The organism is Collinsella sp. TM06-3 (genome assembly GCF_003436395.1).
In the GTDB taxonomy this organism is placed as follows: Bacteria; Actinomycetota; Coriobacteriia; order Coriobacteriales; family Coriobacteriaceae; genus Collinsella.
Window position 1 is genome coordinate 1 of the sequence record NZ_QSPG01000010.1, and the last position, 18,437, is coordinate 18,437.

The 18,437-nt window shown below is 59.1% G+C and carries 17 protein-coding genes and 1 pseudogene; 15 read left to right on the top strand and 3 right to left on the bottom strand.

Going from position 1 to position 18,437, the window contains the following annotated elements; all coding sequences use genetic code 11:
- Positions 1-56 precede the first annotated feature (56 nt).
- Positions 57-251 carry a hypothetical protein gene (locus tag DXD56_RS05575; RefSeq protein WP_117640482.1) on the bottom strand — a complete coding sequence of 65 codons (195 nt, stop codon included), beginning with the start codon at positions 249-251 and terminating at the stop codon, positions 57-59.
- A gap of 318 nt (positions 252-569) precedes the next feature.
- Between DXD56_RS05575 and DXD56_RS10045 the strand changes: the two genes are divergently transcribed.
- The 4 genes from DXD56_RS10045 to DXD56_RS05595 all read left to right on the top strand — a co-directional run bounded on the left by DXD56_RS10045 (position 570) and on the right by DXD56_RS05595 (position 3,388).
- Positions 570-869 (top strand): DUF2958 domain-containing protein, encoded by a 300-nt coding sequence (locus tag DXD56_RS10045; RefSeq protein WP_158549349.1) that lies wholly within the window; start codon positions 570-572, stop codon positions 867-869.
- A gap of 4 nt (positions 870-873) precedes the next feature.
- On the top strand, positions 874-1,470 hold the full coding sequence (locus DXD56_RS05585) for a hypothetical protein (protein ID WP_117640484.1): 597 nt from the start codon (positions 874-876) through the stop codon (positions 1,468-1,470).
- A gap of 527 nt (positions 1,471-1,997) precedes the next feature.
- A complete protein-coding gene (locus tag DXD56_RS05590; protein ID WP_199411551.1) occupies positions 1,998-2,651 on the top strand; it encodes a DUF1648 domain-containing protein in 654 nt (217 codons plus the stop codon).
- A 500-nt stretch (positions 2,652-3,151) separates the two neighbouring features.
- Positions 3,152-3,388 carry a hypothetical protein gene (locus tag DXD56_RS05595; protein ID WP_117640486.1) on the top strand — a complete coding sequence of 79 codons (237 nt, stop codon included), beginning with the start codon at positions 3,152-3,154 and terminating at the stop codon, positions 3,386-3,388.
- Positions 3,389-3,489: 101 nt separating this feature from the next.
- Here DXD56_RS05595 and DXD56_RS09970 read toward each other — a convergent pair whose 3' ends face one another.
- Positions 3,490-3,804, bottom strand: a complete 315-nt coding sequence (locus DXD56_RS09970) for a hypothetical protein (protein WP_147325185.1) — start codon at positions 3,802-3,804, stop codon at positions 3,490-3,492.
- A gap of 117 nt (positions 3,805-3,921) precedes the next feature.
- Here DXD56_RS09970 and DXD56_RS10195 point away from each other — a divergent pair, with 117 nt between their 5' ends.
- From DXD56_RS10195 to DXD56_RS05615, 5 genes and pseudogenes are all read left to right on the top strand, one after another.
- Positions 3,922-4,209, top strand: a complete 288-nt coding sequence (locus tag DXD56_RS10195) for a transposase (protein WP_233524942.1) — start codon at positions 3,922-3,924, stop codon at positions 4,207-4,209.
- 83 nt (positions 4,210-4,292) lie between these two features.
- Positions 4,293-4,421: pseudogene (locus DXD56_RS10200) on the top strand (IS3 family transposase); the annotation flags it as partial.
- Positions 4,422-4,530: 109 nt separating this feature from the next.
- Positions 4,531-5,064, top strand: coding sequence for an IS3 family transposase (locus DXD56_RS10205; protein ID WP_233524943.1), 534 nt, complete (start codon positions 4,531-4,533; stop codon positions 5,062-5,064).
- A gap of 747 nt (positions 5,065-5,811) precedes the next feature.
- Positions 5,812-6,180, top strand: a complete 369-nt coding sequence (locus DXD56_RS05610; protein ID WP_117640488.1) for a TIR domain-containing protein — start codon at positions 5,812-5,814, stop codon at positions 6,178-6,180.
- Positions 6,181-6,190: 10 nt separating this feature from the next.
- The gene (locus DXD56_RS05615) at positions 6,191-7,180 is read left to right on the top strand and encodes a caspase family protein (RefSeq protein ID WP_117640489.1); all 990 of its coding nucleotides are present in this window, start codon (positions 6,191-6,193) and stop codon (positions 7,178-7,180) included.
- 131 nt (positions 7,181-7,311) lie between these two features.
- Here the strand turns inward: DXD56_RS05615 and DXD56_RS05620 are convergent, their stop codons facing one another.
- On the bottom strand, positions 7,312-8,097 hold the full coding sequence (locus DXD56_RS05620; protein WP_233524944.1) for an ORF6N domain-containing protein: 786 nt from the start codon (positions 8,095-8,097) through the stop codon (positions 7,312-7,314).
- Positions 8,098-9,502: 1,405 nt separating this feature from the next.
- Here DXD56_RS05620 and DXD56_RS05630 point away from each other — a divergent pair.
- The 6 genes from DXD56_RS05630 (at position 9,503) to DXD56_RS05655 (ending at position 18,428) form a co-directional block, all read left to right on the top strand.
- A complete protein-coding gene (locus DXD56_RS05630) occupies positions 9,503-10,897 on the top strand; it encodes an RNA-binding domain-containing protein (protein ID WP_117640492.1) in 1,395 nt (464 codons plus the stop codon).
- Positions 10,898-11,705: 808 nt separating this feature from the next.
- Entirely contained in the window at positions 11,706-13,736 is a 2,031-nt protein-coding gene (gene bilR / locus DXD56_RS05635; protein WP_233524945.1) for a bilirubin reductase, long form, read from the top strand.
- A gap of 256 nt (positions 13,737-13,992) precedes the next feature.
- Positions 13,993-15,297 carry an ATP-binding protein gene (locus DXD56_RS05640; RefSeq protein ID WP_117640494.1) on the top strand — a complete coding sequence of 435 codons (1,305 nt, stop codon included), beginning with the start codon at positions 13,993-13,995 and terminating at the stop codon, positions 15,295-15,297.
- Between the two features lie 285 nt (positions 15,298-15,582).
- Complete coding sequence (locus DXD56_RS05645; protein ID WP_147325186.1) at positions 15,583-16,629, top strand: hypothetical protein; 1,047 nt, start codon at positions 15,583-15,585, stop codon at positions 16,627-16,629.
- Positions 16,630-17,469 carry a hypothetical protein gene (locus tag DXD56_RS05650; protein WP_117629810.1) on the top strand — a complete coding sequence of 280 codons (840 nt, stop codon included), beginning with the start codon at positions 16,630-16,632 and terminating at the stop codon, positions 17,467-17,469.
- Positions 17,470-17,483: 14 nt separating this feature from the next.
- Positions 17,484-18,428, top strand: a complete 945-nt coding sequence (locus DXD56_RS05655) for a hypothetical protein (protein WP_117640496.1) — start codon at positions 17,484-17,486, stop codon at positions 18,426-18,428.
- Positions 18,429-18,437: the final 9 nt, after the last annotated feature.

Consider the following 18,437-nt stretch of genomic DNA (forward strand, 5'->3'; position numbering starts at 1 on the left):
TAGTTCTTATTTAAGCCGTCCAAGTTTTGGGGTGCAGTTCATTGCCGGGGCGTTTCTTATTGACGTGATTTAGCGCTGGCCGTTTCGGTCCGAATGCGCCGCTCGGTTTCTTCGAGGTCCCTGACGATCCTCCCCAGCGCCATGCAGTAATGCGCGAAGACCGGGTCCTCCTTACCGAATCGGTCCTCGCAGCAGAAAAGCATCGACTCATGAAGGCAAGTGAGCTCGTAAATGATGTCTTCGAGTTCCATGCGACTCCTTTCAAAAAGTAAATAGGGCCTTAAATGGTATCGATGTTGGACGCGGGCTGCCGGCGTCCGTCGTGAATCGGCCACGGCTCCGCGGCCGGGTGGCACCTCCGCTACGCCGCGTCAAGGGGGCCCATGAGACCCCGCACAAACCTCCGCTCCGCTCCGGTTGGTGGAGGTCGTCATGGACCTCCCTTGACCCGTCTTCACTCCGGTGCGGCTTTGCAGGGAGCAAAGCCGACGACGACGCGCGGCGTCGCCATTCGGCTTTGCCCGCAGGGGCGAGATGTTGAGGGCCACGTGCCCGGAACGGAGGAAGACATGCAGCAGCTGATGACCGTGGAAATCGCCAAGACGGTGCCGGGGCTCTATGGGCAGGACGGGGCGGAGGACCCCACGGTCTACGCCCACTACTTCTCGTGCGTGAACGGATGGGACTGGTGGCTGCTCGAGTTCGACGGCACGGACGAGGCGTTCGGCCTCGTCGAGGGCTACGACGACGAGCTCGGCTACTTCAGCATCAAGGAGATGGCCGAGCTGAACCGCCAGATGGGGTTCGCTGCCGTCGAGCGCGACGAGCACTTCTCCCCGAAGCCGCTCAGCGCCGTCAGGAGGAGGTAGCCGCATGGTCACGGTCGAGTTCGACTCCATGGGCGAGGCGGTCCGCCTCGCCCTCGTGGCCGGGGAGTACGTGGGCGGCGGCCTGGCCGTCCTGCTCCTCGACGCCACGGACCCGCGCTCCGAGGGCTACATGGCCGGGTGGGGCGTGCTCACGGCGAACGTGCCGTCGGCGGCCGAGTGGTGCCGCGGGCACGGCAACATCGCCATCGACGCCGCGGTCCCCGCGGCGCTCATCGAGGCGCTCGAGGCCGCCGGCTTGCTTCGCATGGCCGTCCGCTCGGCGGCGTCCGGGATGGCCCGCTACCCGCTGGCCACGGTCGCCGGGCACGCCCTCGACGGCATGGGCGGCCTGAGCGAGACCCTCGAGGAGGCTCTCGGCTCGACGGTCGTCGTCGAGTACGAGTCGGGCGGCGACGGCGGCGCGTTCGAGGTGGGGACCGCACCGGCGGGTTCGGCCGCGCTCGAGCGACTCATCGCCACCGCGAGGTCCGAGGCCGACGCGTTGGCGGGCGCCGGCGGATGGGCTGCCGTCCGGGTTGGGTTCGGGGATGCCGAGACCATCGACTGCGAGACGGGCCGGACGGTTTACGTCGCGGGGTGAAATGGGAGGAGGGCGCGGGCGCGGTCCGGACGGGCCGCGCTTTTCCTTTCCCGGGGATGCGGAGCTCCCACCGTCCAAGTGCCTTGGACGGTGGGAGCTGGATACGACGATATACTGCGCGTGCAACGGGGACACGCGCCTCCTTTTCGGTTGACTCCACCAGTTCGTACAGAGACTTCTCGATTTCCCGCTTTGATTTGGAGGTCTGTAATTCCATATTTCTGGAATACGGCACGAGGCTGAGCTTCGAAATCGCGTCTTGCGTCGGTAGATTGTTCCGCGTCCGCGACCAGTTTTTCAAGGGTGCTAAGCTGGGACTGTATTGAGAGTTCGTTTAGGTGGTTCACATTGTCCATAGCGGTGACCACCAATGTTGAATAGCTGTCTTGAAAGACTGTGTCACGCTAGTGTCGGTATCGATTTGATACTACGAACAAATTAGAACTAAATAGATATAGTTTCCATACTAATCAAAACAAATTTGCATTCAAGTTTTTATTTAAACTTGATTTAAGGCGGAGTGGAATGTGAGCGCGCAAGGAGATGCGGAATCGATGAGAGCCTCAAAGAAAACTACTGCAGTGTTATCATCCTTCATCCTCTCTATTCTTCCATTTCTGATTCTATGGGCGGCTTGGTCAGCCCTCCCTGATACAATTCCCGCTCATTGGAGTGGGGGCGTGGTTGATCGATGGGGTAATAAGCTTGAATTGCTGGTTGTTCCGCTGTTTTCTCTGATTGGTTCTATTGCAATTTCTGTGTACCTTATTGTTTCCACGCGACGAAGAGAGTTCGCGGATTTCTCTGCTCGAATGCGACGGGACTTTGTTGCGTGCTATATTTCTAGTCTTCTTTTATCGACAACCTGCTCAGTGATAATTGCCGTTTGGGTTCAGTTGATTCTTACGCAAAGCACTGCGGTTGATGGGGGACTTGGACTATCGATCCTGTATTCCCTTCCCGGGCTATATGTGACCTTGTGCGCTTTGCCGCCTTTTTATGCGAGCGGCGAGAGCAAAAAGGCAGAGCGCCTGATAACAGTTCTTATTGGCGGCGCGGAGATTGTTCTTTGTGGAATAGTGCTTGAAGGTTCGGCTTCCTCTTATGCGATGATTGGACTGATGATTCTGTTCTGTGCGTTTGAGATTGTGTCACAGGTAAGGGATAGCCGGTCCTTATGAGTTGAATTACGCGCGTGCGGATATAAAGGTTGGCATGTTAAGCTGGACGTTTTCTCGTTCTGGGACATTTGCAGTAGGATGAGTGGGACTAGGCGCGCTGCGGTGTGATGGTGACGGTTGAGACTTGTATCGCTGCAAATCCGCTGATGCACATTTTGCTATTGGGCTTGAAGGTGGGACCGACAGGCCTTTGTTTGGGATGTTCTGGTCGTCCAACGCGTGTTGCACGGCTTTATATTGTTACGCTCGTTCGGCGCTCCGTTGGAGCATTTCCGGGTTTGTCGGCATCATGACTTGGCCAAGTGACACGCTTGCCGGGACGGTTGTAACGCTGCGCCGGTTCCGTGTGCTCCTTCGTTGTTGGCCTGTCCAGCCGGGGGCGGATTCGGCCTCATGTTGTGGCGCACGGCCTTCAGGGGTTTCCCCTGGCGAGTTATGTTCGTCCGTATGGGTAAGGGTCGGGTTGAGCTGACAATCCCGTGTCGGAAGGGGCTTGCACCATGCGCGCGATGACAGAGATTGAGTGGCTGGACGGCCGTGTGACGAAGGTGCCGGAGCTCGCCCTGGGCGATGCGCTCGGCGAGAGCGCCCAGGCGGAGCTCGATTTCGGGTTCGACGACGTGTTGGAGGGCCTTTGGGTCGAGGTACGCCATCATGAGGAGCAGGATAAGGGCGCACTACGGGCGCCCGGGATTTTGCGGCGCAACTCGGCGTGCCGAGTTCGTTTCCGCTGGTAGCGTGGCCGATTAAACCGGAAGGCGGTCACGGCCCGCCGCCATACGGCGCGCGAGGCGCGTATGACGGCGGGCCGTTTTCGCAGGCAGGGCCGTACGACGCGTCAGAACCCGTCGGGCGCGGCGGACACCTTGCGCTTCCTGCCGCCGGACGGCGACCCCTTGGGCTTTTTCGGCTTCCCCGGGATGCGCCATACCGGTGCCGGGGAGGTGCTCCGGACCTCCCCCTCGAGCGCCCGCGCGAGCAGCGCGCCCTCGGCCTCCGGCGACGTCAGGCCCAGCAGCGGCCCCAGGAACGTCTCGGTGATGTCGCGGCTGGCGAGCGCCATCGGTCCCTCCGCGTCGATCACGAGCGCACCGTTCACGCGCGCGCTCCAGGCCATGAGTTCCGACGGGGTGATCAGCGGGCGGCGCGCCACGGAGAACGACTTGCCGGACGAGGAGCTCTGCGTCCCCTTGGTGGAGCTCTGACCGGTGGATTGGCTACGCTGGTGTGGACAGTTCCGGGAGGGGCGCAGGAGACGGGAGGGCCGTATATGAGGGACCCCAGGCACCCGAGGCATTTCACCGACGAGTTCAAGAGGCAGATAGTCGACCTCTACAACGCCGGCAAGCCCAAGCGCGAGGCCATGGACGAGTACGACCTCGGCAAGAGCACCGTGGAGAGGTGGATCAAGTCGATAAACGCGACCGGCTCGCCGCGCGCCGCGGACAACCGCACGCCCGAGCAGAACCGGATCCTGGAGCTCGAGCGCGAGAACCGCAGGCTCCGGATGGAGGTCGACGTCTTAAAACAAGCGGCGCCGATATGCGCTCGAAAGTGAGGGCCATAGCGGCCAACGAGGGCCGCTACCCCATATCAGCGCAGCGCGGGCTCCTCGGCGTCGCGAGGTCGACGTACCGCTCCATGCGCTCGCGGCCCGACCGGCCCGCCGCGCCGGACCCCGCCGCGCCGGCCGTGGTCGCGGCCCACGCCGCCAGCAAGGGCCGGTACGGCTCGCGCAAGATAGAGGCGTCGCTCGAGAGGTCGGGCGTCGCCGTCAGCCGGCGCCGGGTCTGCCGCATCATGAGGGAGAACGGCCCGGCCAGCGCGTACGGCGGGAAGAGGTTCAAGGTGCACCCCCGGGGCGGTCAACGAGGCCGACGTGCCGAACGTCGTCGCGCGCGGCTTCGGCGGCAGGGCGCCGCGCACCCATATATGCAGCGACCTGGCCTACGTGCGCGTCGGGGCCTCGTGGAACTACGTCTGCCTGCTCGTCGACCTCTACAACGGGGAGATCGTCGGCCACTCCGCCGGGCCCGGGAAGGACGCCCGGCCGGTCAAGCCGGCGTTCGCGACGCCCTCCTTCCCCATCTCGGACATCGAGGTCTTCCACACGGACCGCGGCAGCGAGTTCGACGACGCCGGGATCGACCCGATGCTCGAGGCCTTCGGCATAGAGAGGTCGCTGTCGGCCAAGGGCTGCCCCTACGACAACGCCGTCGACGAGTCGACCAACAGGATACTGAAGGCCGAGCTCGTCCACCGCGAGACGTTCGGCACGACGCGCGAGCTCCGGGCCAAGCTCCCGGACTACGTGCACCGGTACGGCAACTTCAGGATCCACTCGACGCTGGGCTACATGTCGCCGGTCGAGTTCAGAAAGGCGGGGCTGTCCCTCCCGGAATCGTCCAAATAGGTGTTGCCAATCCAGGCTAACACCTTCCGGCCTCCCGGCCCGTAGAATCTCCGCCTGCGGGCAAAGCGGAAGGCGCTTGCCCCGCGGCGCCTTGCGCTTTGCTCCCTGAAGCGCCGCGCCGAGACGAAGGGGGTCAGGGGTTGTTCGCGGCAACCTCCACCAATCGGAGCGGAGCGCAGATTTGTGCGAGGTTCCGTGAGCGCTCTTGACGCCGCGCAGCTGAGGCGCAACACGTGGGAATGGGGCGGATGGGAAGTTAAGGAAAGTTAGAGGCGACTTGAAGAGATACGTATCCGCAGCTCGAAGCCCCGCCCATCAAAAAAAGAGGGGCAATTCCCCTCTTTTGGAAAGTTACGGAAAGTCAGGCTGCCCCTTAGGCCCAGTATGGGACGTAGCGCATGTGACGCGGCGCCGTGTTGGGGCCGACGGGCTTGACTAAGCTTGCGGCAACGGTGGCTCGAATCAAGACGCCACCCGAAGGCCACCGCCGTATCTCGGGCATGGGCTGCCACGAAGTTGGGACTTAGGACGGCGTGGCTGGTTTACTACGACGTTGCTACGACATTTACTGCGACATGGGATGTCGTAGTATTTTCCACTCTCCACTTTTATCGGAGCCCGCTGGAGGTGGGGTCCTTGCGACGTGCAGATGAGCGCGGTAATGCGGTGGGTCGCTCCGGTGGAGAATCGCAACCGGTCAGGTTTATACTTATAAGGAGCTGTTTTTATATGCGAAAGGTAAGATTTATGGAAAAGAAGACGGTATTCGTTGCGTTTGCAATCGAGGACGAACGTCAACGCGATTTTCTGAAGGGTCAGTCGCTCAACACGAAGTCGCCCTTCGAGTACATCGATATGTCGGTCAAGGAGCCGTACGCAACCGCCTGGAAGGAGAAGGTCCGCACTCGCATTAAGCGCTCCGACGGTGTGATTGCGCTCGTAAGCAAGAACTCGTTGGGCTCAAGTGGGGAAAAGTGGGAAATCGGCTGCGCGCGCGAGGAGGGGAAGAAGGTGCTGGGAATCTGGGCGTATAGCGATGACCGAACTGATCTTCCCGGTGTATGCACAGTTTCATGGACCTGGAGCCATATCGAAGATTTCATCGACAGCCTGTAGGAGCTGGGCGATGGACAGGATGGCCCTAGTAGTTGGAGTTAACTACTATTCTGACAAGCGCATACCAAATCTTTCGGGTTGTGTGAACGATGCCAAGGAGGTCGCGCGCCTCCTCAAGCGCAACGGGGATTCCTCTCGGAGCAGAAACTTTGACTGCAAGGAGCTGTATGCAACCGGCCCAGACCATGCCGTGAATCGCGCTGCAATCAAAGATGAGGCGCGCAGGTTGTTTCAGTCAAAAGCCGAAATAGCGCTCTTCTACTTTTCTGGACACGGGTATATCGAGTCAACCGGCGGGTTTATCAATGGGTCTGATTCCACTCGGGGAGACGAGGGGCTCTCTCTGAGGGAACTCGTTGATCTGGCGAACGGCTCGAGCGCGCGCCACAGAATCGTTATCCTTGACAGCTGCTATTCGGGGGCGGCAGGGTCGGTCCCGGGCATGGAGAACCATGCCGCAATCTCGGAGGGCGTCACCATACTCACCGCCTCGCGAAGCGATCAGCCCTCGCTTGAGCGTAAGGGGCATGGCGTTTTTACAAGTCTCCTCATAAACGCTCTAGAGGGTGCTGCGGCGAACCTGACGGGCAGCATCACGCCGGGTAGCGTCTATGCGCACATCGATCAATCGCTTGGCATGTGGGACCAAAGACCCGTTTTCAAAACGAACACGGACAGCTTCGTGTCGCTGCGCGAGGTCGATTCCGCAATCTCACTCGATGATTTGCGGAAGCTGAAAAAGCTCTTCCCAACAGAGGACTATGAATACAGGCTGGATCCGTCGTATGAGCCAAGGGACGAGGGAAGAACAGACGCTATGCCTCCAGCAGAGCCCGGGAACAACCGGGTGTTCTCTCTGCTCCAGAAATACAACCGGCATGGTCTTCTGGTTCCAGTTGGCGCCGACCATATGTGGAACGCGGCGATGGAGAGCAAGTCCTGCCGGTTGACGCTCCTCGGCAAGCATTATCGAAGGCTTGCGGACCAGGGCCTGCTTTGACATGTTGACTAACGAGGCTTTCAGCGATCATGCTCAAACTTTAGGACTTGTGGCAAGAGGTCGGATAACGCTCAAGCCGTTTGATGCTCATCGAGGAGCTTTAGCTTCTCGATGAGCATCTTCGTCAGCTCCTAGTCTTGGATGAGGTCTATGCCGAAGCACTTCTTTCCTGCGTCCTTGAGGGATGCGCCGATGTGATACGCGGTCGCACTGTCGAGGATAAGAAAGCGGTCGTGGAACGTTCTGGTGCGGCGGACGGTAAGCTGCGGGTACCGTGCGTTGAACACGTCGACGTCGCCTTGCGTGAGCCGGTTGCCGGACGTGTAGACGGTCACCGCGACGCCCTTGCGCTTCTTTGCGAGGATGTTCAGGGTGTGGACATCTACGTAGCCATCCACGAGGGAGATTTCGCGCTCGGCGCGGCCTACGAGATCTGTCAGCAGGCTGAAGGCGTCGAACATCCGCCCGGCGAAGAAGATCCGCTGGGGTTTCTCGACCTCGCCTTCGAGCAAGCGGAACACCTGGTTGAAACGCTCGTCGGTCGATTGCTGAAACACCGCCTGACTCAACTCGACACCGCGCAGCCGCTCAAACAGGGTGGCATTTTCGGCGAGGAGGTGGTGCATGGCGACAAACGCCATCATGATACTGATACTGGTCTGCACCGCCACTTCGCTGCGTAGCACGCCGGACAGCATGGCTATGCCCTGCTCGGTATAGGCATAGGGGAGGTAACGCCGCCCGCCGCGGCCCTCCATGGTCTTTGAGGTTCCAATTTGGCACCTCAAAGACTCGTCCTCCTCCTTGGTCAGTTGAAAACGGAAGTCCTCGGGGGATCTGTCGGCGTTGCGTGCGGCGGCGCGGTTGAGATTCTTTGTCTCTACCTCGTACAACCGAGTGAGTTCGGTGTCGAGCATGATTTGCTGCCCACGGACGGTATGGATTAGGGGCTCTATGTTTGCGGAATCGGCCAGGGCTACGCGGTTTCGCGCGGTTGTGCGAGATTTATCGAGATTGACTAAAAGCCGCAGGTCATAGGTTTAAATCCTGCCCCCGCGACCAAGAACTTGCAGCTCGGAAACTTAACGGCTTCCGAGCTTTTTGTTCCTTTTCGACTATGGGCGATAGGTTCAGGGCGTCGTGATCGTTGGGGTGCACGATCGCTCCTAGCGAACTTGTGGCTACTATTTAGCCGTAAAATACGACTAAATAACAAAATTTAGGCAATTTTAGTCCAATCTAACGACTAAAAATAAAGATGACGGATCGTTTGAAGGGCTAAATACTGTGGGAGGCCCAACTTTAGTCCAATCGTTGCCTTGACGGTCTGCCATCCGGGGATGTTCGGGGTGTGGACGTCTGCGTAGCCGTCCACGAGGGCGACCTCGCGCTCGGCTCGGCCCATGAGGTCCGCCAGCAGGCTGAAGGCGTCAAACATCCGCCCGGCGGAGAAGATCCACTGGGGTTTCTCTGCCTCGCCTTCGAGCGGGCGGAATGTCCGGTCGAAGGCGCTCGTCGGTCGAATAGAGTGGTCGCTCTATGTCGCACTTTTGTCGCAGTAATGTCGCACCTTGGCCGCGGTGGCATCGATGACCCAAGGGGCTGCCCCTTTGTCACTTCCCCGCGGGTAACTAATGTCGGTGTGCACAGACATGGCGTGAACTAGGGAACTCTACTGTGGAACTGGGGGCTTTGCTGGGGAGCTGCCGTTGGCCAAATCTCATCCCGGACATGACGGTCCCGTTTCCGGACATTCGCGGATAATGTCCGGAAACGGGCTAAAAATGTCCGGAAAGAGGCTGAAATGTCCGGAATGGCGGGGTGTCCCGTGCTCGGGTTGCCGTGGCGTGGTCTTTGGTGTGGCGCTGGGACGATGTCGTCGATCCGGCCGCGTTTGTGTTTGGACTCCGGCCTCAACTTCTCAAACAAAATCTCAATCTGTAACACGTAGACGCGAATTGGGTGGCTAATCGTTACGGATCGAGACAAACCAGCGTGTCAGTTACCGTTTATCTAAAATCCGCAACACGAGGGACGGTTTTGCTGGGCAAGCGTTGCAGAATAAGATGCTCTGCAGTGGCGGCCTCCGTTTAGCCGAAGGGGTGTCCCACATGTTAAATCCGCCGCGTGCCGGTAAAGCAAGAACTAGGGGGGGTTAACTGGGGGCTGGGGACCTTTTGCTGGGGAGCTGCTATTGGCCAAGTCCCATCTCGGACATGACGATCCTTTTCCGGACATTCGCGGACAATGTCCGGAAAAGGGCTAAAAATGTCCGTATACCGCTTAAAATGTCCTAAAAGAGCGAGACTGAAAGGCAGATAAATGACCTCGGATGACATTAAGGGAATCCTTGCTCAAGGAGAAGGCATCTCCATTGAGTTTAAGCGATGCGGAAACCTGCCGGAAATCGATACGTTTGAAACGATCTGCTCTTTTGCAAATCGACAAGGAGGCAATATCCTGCTTGGGATTGTTGATGCTGAAAAATCCGGTACAGGAAAGCCTGAGATTATTGGAGTCAATCCTTCTCATGTTGTCGAAATAGAACGAAATATAGCGAATCGGTTGAATGACCCCAACTTCTTTAATGCTCCGCCCTCTATTGAGCTCGAGAGAGTTGAATATGGGGACAAGTTGGTTTTACGTATTTGGGTGGTCGTCGGCGCTATCGTTCACAAATTGAAGGGCGTGGCGTATGACAGGATCGCCGATACGGATCGGAAGGTGACAACCGACACTCAGCTTGCGGCAATGTATATCCGTAAGCAAGATTACTATACCGAGCGAAGGGTCTATCCCTATCTCGAACTAAGCGACCTGCGCCTTGATCTGCTGGAGCGGGTTAGGAAAATGGCCGCGGCGAAGCGTGCGAACCATCCATGGTCAGAGATGAACGATGAAGATTTGCTCCGGAGCGCAAATCTGTATCTTAAAGACTATGAGACGGGTATTGAGGGCTACACGTTTGCGGCTGCGCTTTTGCTTGGCAAAGATAACGTGATTTCAAGCATTGCTCCGTCTTACAAAACTGATGCATACGTCCAGCGTGATGACATCGATCGCTATGATGACCGCATTGTCGTGAAGACTAATCTAATCGAGGCTTACGATATTCTCCTAGAGTTCGCCCAGAAACACTTGCCCGATAAGTTTTTTCTTGAGGGGACGCAGTCAATTAGCCTGAGAGACGTCATTTCGCGTGAGCTAATTGCCAACACGCTTATTCACCGCGAGTATGCCAATCCTTATCCGGCGAAAATGGTTATTGACGCCGAAGGTATTCATACGGAGAACGCAAGCCGGCCGCGATTTGTCGGTGAACTATCGCCGAGCCATTTTAACCCTCTGCCTAAAAATCCAATTATTGCGGAGTTCTTTAGCAATATAGGCAGAGCGGAATCGCTGGGAAGCGGTACGAGAAATATGTTCAAGTATTCGTGGGCGTATGGCGGCGGACAGCCCGAGCTCGTTGAAGGCGACGTATTCGACGCACGCGTCCCCGTAGCGTCGAACTTGGAGACGGTTCAGAAACTCGATGTTGATTGGGTTATTGAGCGCATGCTGGAGTCTTACGGATATGTAACGGTGACAGCGGTGGCGAATATTGCAAACGTTACTGAGAGGACGGTGCGAAGGCATATTTCCGATTTGGTCGACGCCGGGAAGCTCCTGGGGGCAGGAGAGACGCGTGCAAGAAAGTACATCAGGGTAAAATAGGAGCCGGACATGACGGTCCCGTTTCCGGACATTCGCGGACAATGTCCGGAAAAGGGCTAAAAATGTCCGGAAAAGGGATGGAATGTCCGGAATTGCGGGGTTGGCCCACGCCCGGGCTGCCGTGGCACGGCTCTCGGTATGACGGCGGGGCGATGCCGTCGGCCTGTCCGCTTTTCCGCTCGGGTCCTGCTCTCAGCCTTTCAAACAAAATCTTAATCTCTAACAGATGGACCCGATCTGGGCGGCTAGATGTTACAGATTGAGACAGACCAGCGTGCCGGTTTCCGTTTATCTAAATCTGTAACACGAGGGATGGATTTTGCCGGGTAACTGTTACAGATTTAGTTCTTTCGGCAACTCGGTTTGGTTTGTCTAAATCTGTAACACTTGGGGTCGTTTTTGGCCGATAGATGTTACGGATTGAGATGTTATGTTGGACGGTTCCTGTTGTCCAAATCTGTAACAGGTGGGGGCCAAAAGTGGGTCTAGATGTTACAGATTGAGATTTACTGGCAGGCGGGTTTGGTTTGTCTCGATTTGTAACAGGCAGGGGCCAACAGTGGGTCTAGATGTTACAGATCTAGATTGTTGAGGATGGGTTGAGAGGAATGTCTCGATCTGTAACATCTAGGGTCGTTTTTGGCCTGTAGATGTTACAGATCGAGACAAACCGACGGGCCGCCCCGCCCCATCCACCTGCCGCTACCTGCTGTCTGCCGATTTCCGTTGCACCACTGTGCTCCCATGTCATATCCTCTAGACAACTACGCGGCAACATCGCCGCCGCGCCTACAAGAGAGGAATGTCCATGACCGCACCCGCATCCAAGCTGCTCCAGCCCATTACGGTTGGCCCCCTTGAGCTCAAAAACCGCATTATGTTCCCGCCGCTGACCACCGGCTACGAGGAGCGCGACGGTTCCATCGGCGAGCGCAGCCTGGCTTTTTACGAGCGCCTGGCCCGTGGCGGCGTGAGCTACATCGTCATCGGCGACGTTGCTCCCGTTATGACCGCAAGCCCCACGCCCAAGTTGGCGACCGACGCCCAGATCCCCACGTTTAAGGCGCTGGCTGACGCCGTCCATAAGCACGGCGCCAAGGTCGCGCTGCAGCTGTTCCACCCCGAGTACGACGTGCCCGGCGTCGGCCGCATGGTCATGGGCTCCATGGCCGCCGCCAAGGCCGCGCAGGAGGCCAAGGCCGCCGGCGACGAGGAGACCTTCGCCGCCAAGATGGCCGAGTCCAACGAGATTCGCAAGCAGGCCTACGCCAAGCTGCACCACGACATGCAGCACTTTGTGAACGAGGCCACCGTGGAGCAACTCACCCAGATCAAGGAGGCCATCGCCGCCTCGGCCGCCCGCGCACAGCAGGCTGGCATCGACGCCATCGAGGTCCACGGCGACCGTCTGGTGGGTTCGCTGTGCTCCGCGATCCTCAACCAGCGCACGGACGAGTACGGTGGCTCGTTCGAGAACCGCGTCCGCTACGCGCTCGAGGTCGTCGCCGCCATTAAGGAAGCCGCACCGCAGTTGATGGTGGAGTACAAGCTCCCCGTGATCATGGAGAACCCCGACGGCACGCCGCGCGGCAAGGGCGGCCTGCTGCCCGACGAGGCCTGCGAGTTTGCCAAGCTGCTCGAGGGTGCGGGCATCGACATGATCCAGGTCGCGCAGGCCAACCATACCGGCAACATGGGCGACACTATTCCGCCCATGGGCGCCATGCCCTACAACTGGACGCTGCCCGTGGCCGAGCGCGTCAAGGCCCTGGTCTCCGTGCCGGTGGCAACCGTCGGCCGTGTGGTCTCGGTCGAGGCCGGCGAGAAGATCCTGGAAGACGGCGCGGCCGACATCATCGCCTATGGCCGCTCGCTCATGTGCGACCCCGACATTGCGCTGAAGGCCGCCACGGGTGAGCCCATTCGCGAGTGCCTCAACTGCAACAAGGGCTGCGTCGACGCGATTCAAAACCGCCAGTACATCTCGTGCGTGCTCAATGCCGAGAACGGCGACGAGGCTACTATCGCCATTAAGCCGGGCGAGGGCGACAAGAAGATCGCCGTGGTGGGCGGCGGCATCGCCGGCCTGGAGGCCGCGCGCGTGGCGGCCAAGCGCGGCTACGACGTGACCGTCTACGAGGCGAGCGATCACCTGGGCGGCCAGATTGTGCTGGCGGCTGCGCCCCCGCGCAAGGACGAGATCATGCGTTCGGTCGAGTATTACGAGAAGATTCTGCCCGGCCTGGGCGTGAAGGTTGAGCTCAACCACGCCGCTAGCCCCGCAGACCTCAACGCCGCCGACGCCGCGATTGTGGCTGTGGGTGCGCACGACGTGGTCATCCCCGTTCCGGGCGCTGACTCGGAGAAGGTCGTCTCGAGCTGGGACGTGCTGGCCGGCAAGGCGGAGCTTACGGGCCGCGTCGCCGTTATCGGCGGCGGCCTGGTGGGCACCGAGACTGCCGAGTACCTGCTGCAGCACGGCTGCGAGGTGGCGATCGTGGAGATGCTCGACAAGATTGCCGCGGGCGAGTCCGAGACCATTCTGCCGCTGATCATGAGCGACTTCGCAGAGCACAACGTGGAGCAGCACGTGAAGACCCGCCTGACCGCCATTACCGACGAGGGCGTGGAGGCCATTCGCACCACCGAGGACGGCGCCGAGGAGCCGGTGAAGATCGCCTGCGATTACGTGGTGATGGCCGTGGGCTCCAAGGCCAACGCGTTTGACCTGGACGGCGTGACGGTGCCCGTGACCTGCGTGGGCGACTGCTCGGGCGAGCGTACCGCCGATATTGCGAGCGCCATTCGCACGGCGTATCACGCGGCCAACGAGCTCTAAGCAAGAAAGCTATCGCGTATTGAGTGGGCGGGGAGTGCCGTATCGGTGCTCCCCGCCTTTTTGCCAATAGAGTGTCCCTGATCAGCGGGTTCAGAAAATCCGAATCTTGAGCACCCGAAAATCCGAATCCTTAGAACATGAAAATCCGAACTATATGAACACGAAAATCCGAATCGCAACTACCCGAAAATCCGAATTTGCTACAGTGGAATAGAAGAATCAGAAAGCAGGACCTGGAAATCTGCGGGGGCGGCTCATGGCAGGCGAGAGGCTACATCGGGACGGATACATCCCACGTATCGTGGATGCGCAAATCGAGCGCTACCTTCGTGTCTTTGGCGCGGTCGAGATTGCGGGCACCAAGTGGTGCGGCAAGACGTGGGCCGCGCTTGAGCACGGGGCGTCCGCCTCGTATGTCGACGAGAATCTCGACCTCGCGCGTGCCGACCCGGCGATGATGTTGCTGGGAGACCGTCCGCATATTATCGATGAGTGGCAGCGCGTTCCCCAAATTTGGGACTACGTTAGACACGAGGTTGACCGCACCCGGGGCACGCGCGGCGCCTATATCCTCACGGGTTCCGCCACGCCTGCGTTTGGCTCAAAGGCGGAGGCGCCCGCGCATAGTGGAGCCGGCCGCATCGGTCGCGTCCGCATGCACCCCATGACACTTGCCGAGACAGGTGAGTCCAACGGCAAGGTGAGCCTGGCGGGCTTGTTTGAGCATCGTTTTGAGCCCTGTCGGTGCAATGGCGATACACCGGGGCTTGTCGAAGCCGCCTGCCGCGGCGGCTGGCCCGAGGCGATCGATATGGTTTCGGCTGACGCCCAGCTCATCGCTCGCGAATATCTCAACACTACGTTTTCGAGCAGCTTCCCGGCGGTTGGTCTCGACCCCGATATTGCTCGTCGAGTCTCCGCATCGATCGCGCGCAATCTGGGACAGGCGACCACGTATAAAACGATTCTTATGGATATGTTCGGTGCCGAGGGGGAACCCGCAGCGTTTGCCGACGAGACCAAGGTGCGCAGGTACCTGGATGCCCTCAAAGGCATGTTCATTCTCGAGGAGGTCCCCGGTTGGGTTCCCGCCGCGCGCGACAAACGACGCTTTACCGTCAAGCCCAAGCGCTATCTGGCAGATCCGAGCCTTGCTTGCGCCTTGCTAGGTATGTCCTTGCAGGCGCTGCTTGCCGACTGGCAGACATTTGGTCTGGTGTTTGAGAATTTGGTCATACGCGATCTTTCGGTCTACGCACGTTCGCTCGACCTGCTGGATAGCACGCCCGTGCGCTATTATCGCGACGATTCGGGCCTTGAATGCGATGCCATCGTGCAGCTAGCCGATGGACGGTGGGCCGCCTTTGAGATTAAGGTGAGCGAAGATAAGGCGAGCGCCGGCGTTGAGAGCCTCAAGCGCGTTCGCAAGAAGGTCTGTGGAAATCTTCGTTCACGCACACGCGAACCGGAGTTTATGGCCGTGATTGTGGGGGTGGGTGAGTACGCCCGCGAGGTCGAGGACGGTATCTACGTGATACCCGTGCGCGCGTTGGGGTGTTAAGGGGCGGCACGCCGTGTGCCCGCTGCCCGGTGCTGCGGATTGGTGCAAGTGGTCAGGTTTGTTTGCACCATGTCCTTGGCATATGGAAGAAGCTGCTATTCGTAATCTTTAAGACATCATTAAGGCTTGCGCTGTGGAGCAAACCGCAGGTCAATGCTATTCTTTTACCTTATCGTATGGTGTTGTATTCTGCCTGAATTCTATGCCTACGAGCAACGGATTGATCGCGACCAAGCGGAAAGGACGGCACGCCCGCTAGCAGGGCAAACGCAAACGATGAGTGGCATGGACCGACATAGCGAGCTCCAGCAGCACAAGACGGCGGCCGAGTACCGCCAAGCTGCCGACGAGCATGTGCGGACCCTCAAGGATTTCTGGAAGGATTTCCTGGTGAGCGGTCTGTTTGTGCTGGCCGCCATCGTTGCCATCTTTGCATGCCTTGCCTGGTTTGCCGCGAACAATCGAGTGAGCGCCACGGGGAGTACGATCGGGGCGAAGGGCCCACGGTTTGTGCTCTCGGGAACGCAGGGCGGCACGGCAGGTAAGTACGACGCCCAGGACAACTACGCGTCGGACAGTACAAGCCTTGCCGTGAACAATCTTTTCAACCTCAATAACATGAGTGCCGATGGCAGTCTTTCTCCGGGGTCGGCGGGCCAGCTTCAGCTCAACGTCAAGCCGCTCTGCAACGACCTGCACGATATTACGGTGGAGATGACCTGGGAGATTTCTGTCCAGACGAGCGTTGCGGGCACGGACTCCGTTGTGGACGCATCGACAAACGAAGAGATCATCAACTCGCTTAAAGATTTGGTGCGCGGTCATATCCTGGTTTTCCAGGGCAAAGACACCTCTGGCTTTTACTCCAATCCGCTGGTTCCCACGACAACCACGGTGACCCAGGACGGAGCGAGCGTCACCGTCATTACGCAGAGCTTTACCATCCCGGCGCGGAGCTTTTGCGCTGAGGGCTCAAATAGCACGACCAAAACCGCAACCAAAACCCTCTACTGGATTTGGCCGGAGCAGTTCAAGAGCTATGTTCGCACGGGCAACGCCGGCTACGGTGGCAACCTTTTCGCTAACACAGGCGACGAGGGGGGATACACAACCCTCGTCGGCGACATCAACAATAACCACGCGCGCTATTTCCGCGCCGATAGCACGAGCGTGCCAGGTCAGGCGCCTAGCGCGGCTCCGCCTGTCGGAGCCGGCATGTCCTCTGCGGATGTGGAAACCTGCGCCAGCTACTACAACAACGCCGACGAGATTATCGGCAAGAACGTCAAGTACATTCGCGTGCGCTTCACCGCCAAGGAGGCGGATAAATAAATGGACGAGCAGCTTAATGCCCGCGAGCAGGGCGATATCAAACACAACGAAGGAGCGGCAAACCCCGGCGGCAACGGGTTCGGCTCGCACGGCGAAGCGCGTCCGGCTGGCCGCATCGAGCGCATCAAGGCTTGGGTGAGCGACCACCGTCGCGAATCCCTGGCCATCGTGGGTCTGGTGGCCGTGCTTCTCGTGTTGCTGGGATTGACGCTCGGATGGTTCGTCGATGCCAATCGCGGCTCCACCGTTGGCAAGATCAAGGAGCCGGCGGAGCTCAAAGTGCTGGGCCCCAACGCTACGGCAACAGAGCAGGTCGACCTGAGCTACAACCCCGAATACGGCGATACCAAGACCGGCAACACGGTGACGCTCAAGCGTGCGTTTTGCGTGCAGACGGGCGGTGACGGTTTTGAGCTGCAACTCGCGAATACGACCAACATTACGGGTCTCACTATTGAGCTGTACAGAGCCGAGAACACGTCTGCGCTCCAGACGCCCGACGTGAGCGGTACCGCAGACGGCAAATCTTATAGCTGGAAAGCAACCGGAGAGAACCTGCTGACGAGCTTCGAATATATCAACAAGGAGAACGACGGTCTGGCAGCCGTGCCGGGCGAGGGCGCAAGCGACCCTACATTCAAGGACTATCAAAACGTCCAGCGCAACGCGCGCCCGCTCTACCGATACAAGAAATTCGGCAAAGGCGACCTCAACGCTAAGACACTCGACAACTCGACTGGCAATGACACGCTTAACTTTATCATCAAGCTTTCGTGGGACGAGAGCGCCAAAGAGACCGACGTGATTTACCTGATCGCGCGCAACACGAGCGGCAAGTAGGAGAGGGGGCGCACATGGAGAAGCAAGAGAAACAGCAGGATGCCGAGCGCGAGCAGCTGGCAAAAAGCAAGAGCCTAGTCAAGAACAAGCTGGTTGTGGCGGCAATCGCACTTATTTGCGCCGTGGCGCTCGTGACGGGTGGCTACTTTACCTATTCCGCCTACACCGCCAACGGATTTCTAAAGTCCGTCGCCGCAACGGGCACTGCGCAGAGCCTATTTGCAAGCGATTTGCTCACGGGCTATATGAGTGCGCCTAGCCCCGACGAGCTCGCCCGTGCCCAGCGCTCCGTTACGGTGTATCCCAACAACGGGCAGTGCAACTTTACCTTTAGCATCTACAACTACTTGCTGGGCAACAGCAACTTCTGCAACGACAAAAATGTGACATACACCTTGACGGTCGAGGGGCACGGGCTCGATGGCGCCACGTGGAGCTATGCGCCCCAGCCCGGTAGCAGCGTCACGCTTCCGGAGAATCAACCTACCAAGAACGACTACACCGTGACCTTCCCCGAGGCTAAGTTGGGACAAGCATACTTTGTGATTAAGGCCACGGTCGTATCGGAGAAGAGCCCCGGCACCGAGCTAGCCTGTCTGGCGGCGAAAGTCGTGCCGTCAAAGAGGGCCGAGGTCAAGACCGCTGCGGTTGAGGGCGCGCTGGTCGATGAGGCTGGCAAGTTTGCTGATTACGCTGCATACAACTACCGCGTGACGGTTACGGGCGCACTGGCAAACGTCACGCTCACGTGGGGGGAGAACGTGGAGATCGACCCGTTCTTTGAGACCAACCATAGCGCGACGGTGGATGCTGCAGCTCGCAAGGCTACGTTCACCATGGAGCCGGGTTCGATGGTCGTCAACTTTTACCGAGCGGACGGCAAAACGCCCGGTGGCTGGGGCGACCTGGACATTAGCGTGAGCGGAACTACTCTGACGGGCGCGACGGAGACTCGATAACTCTGGAAG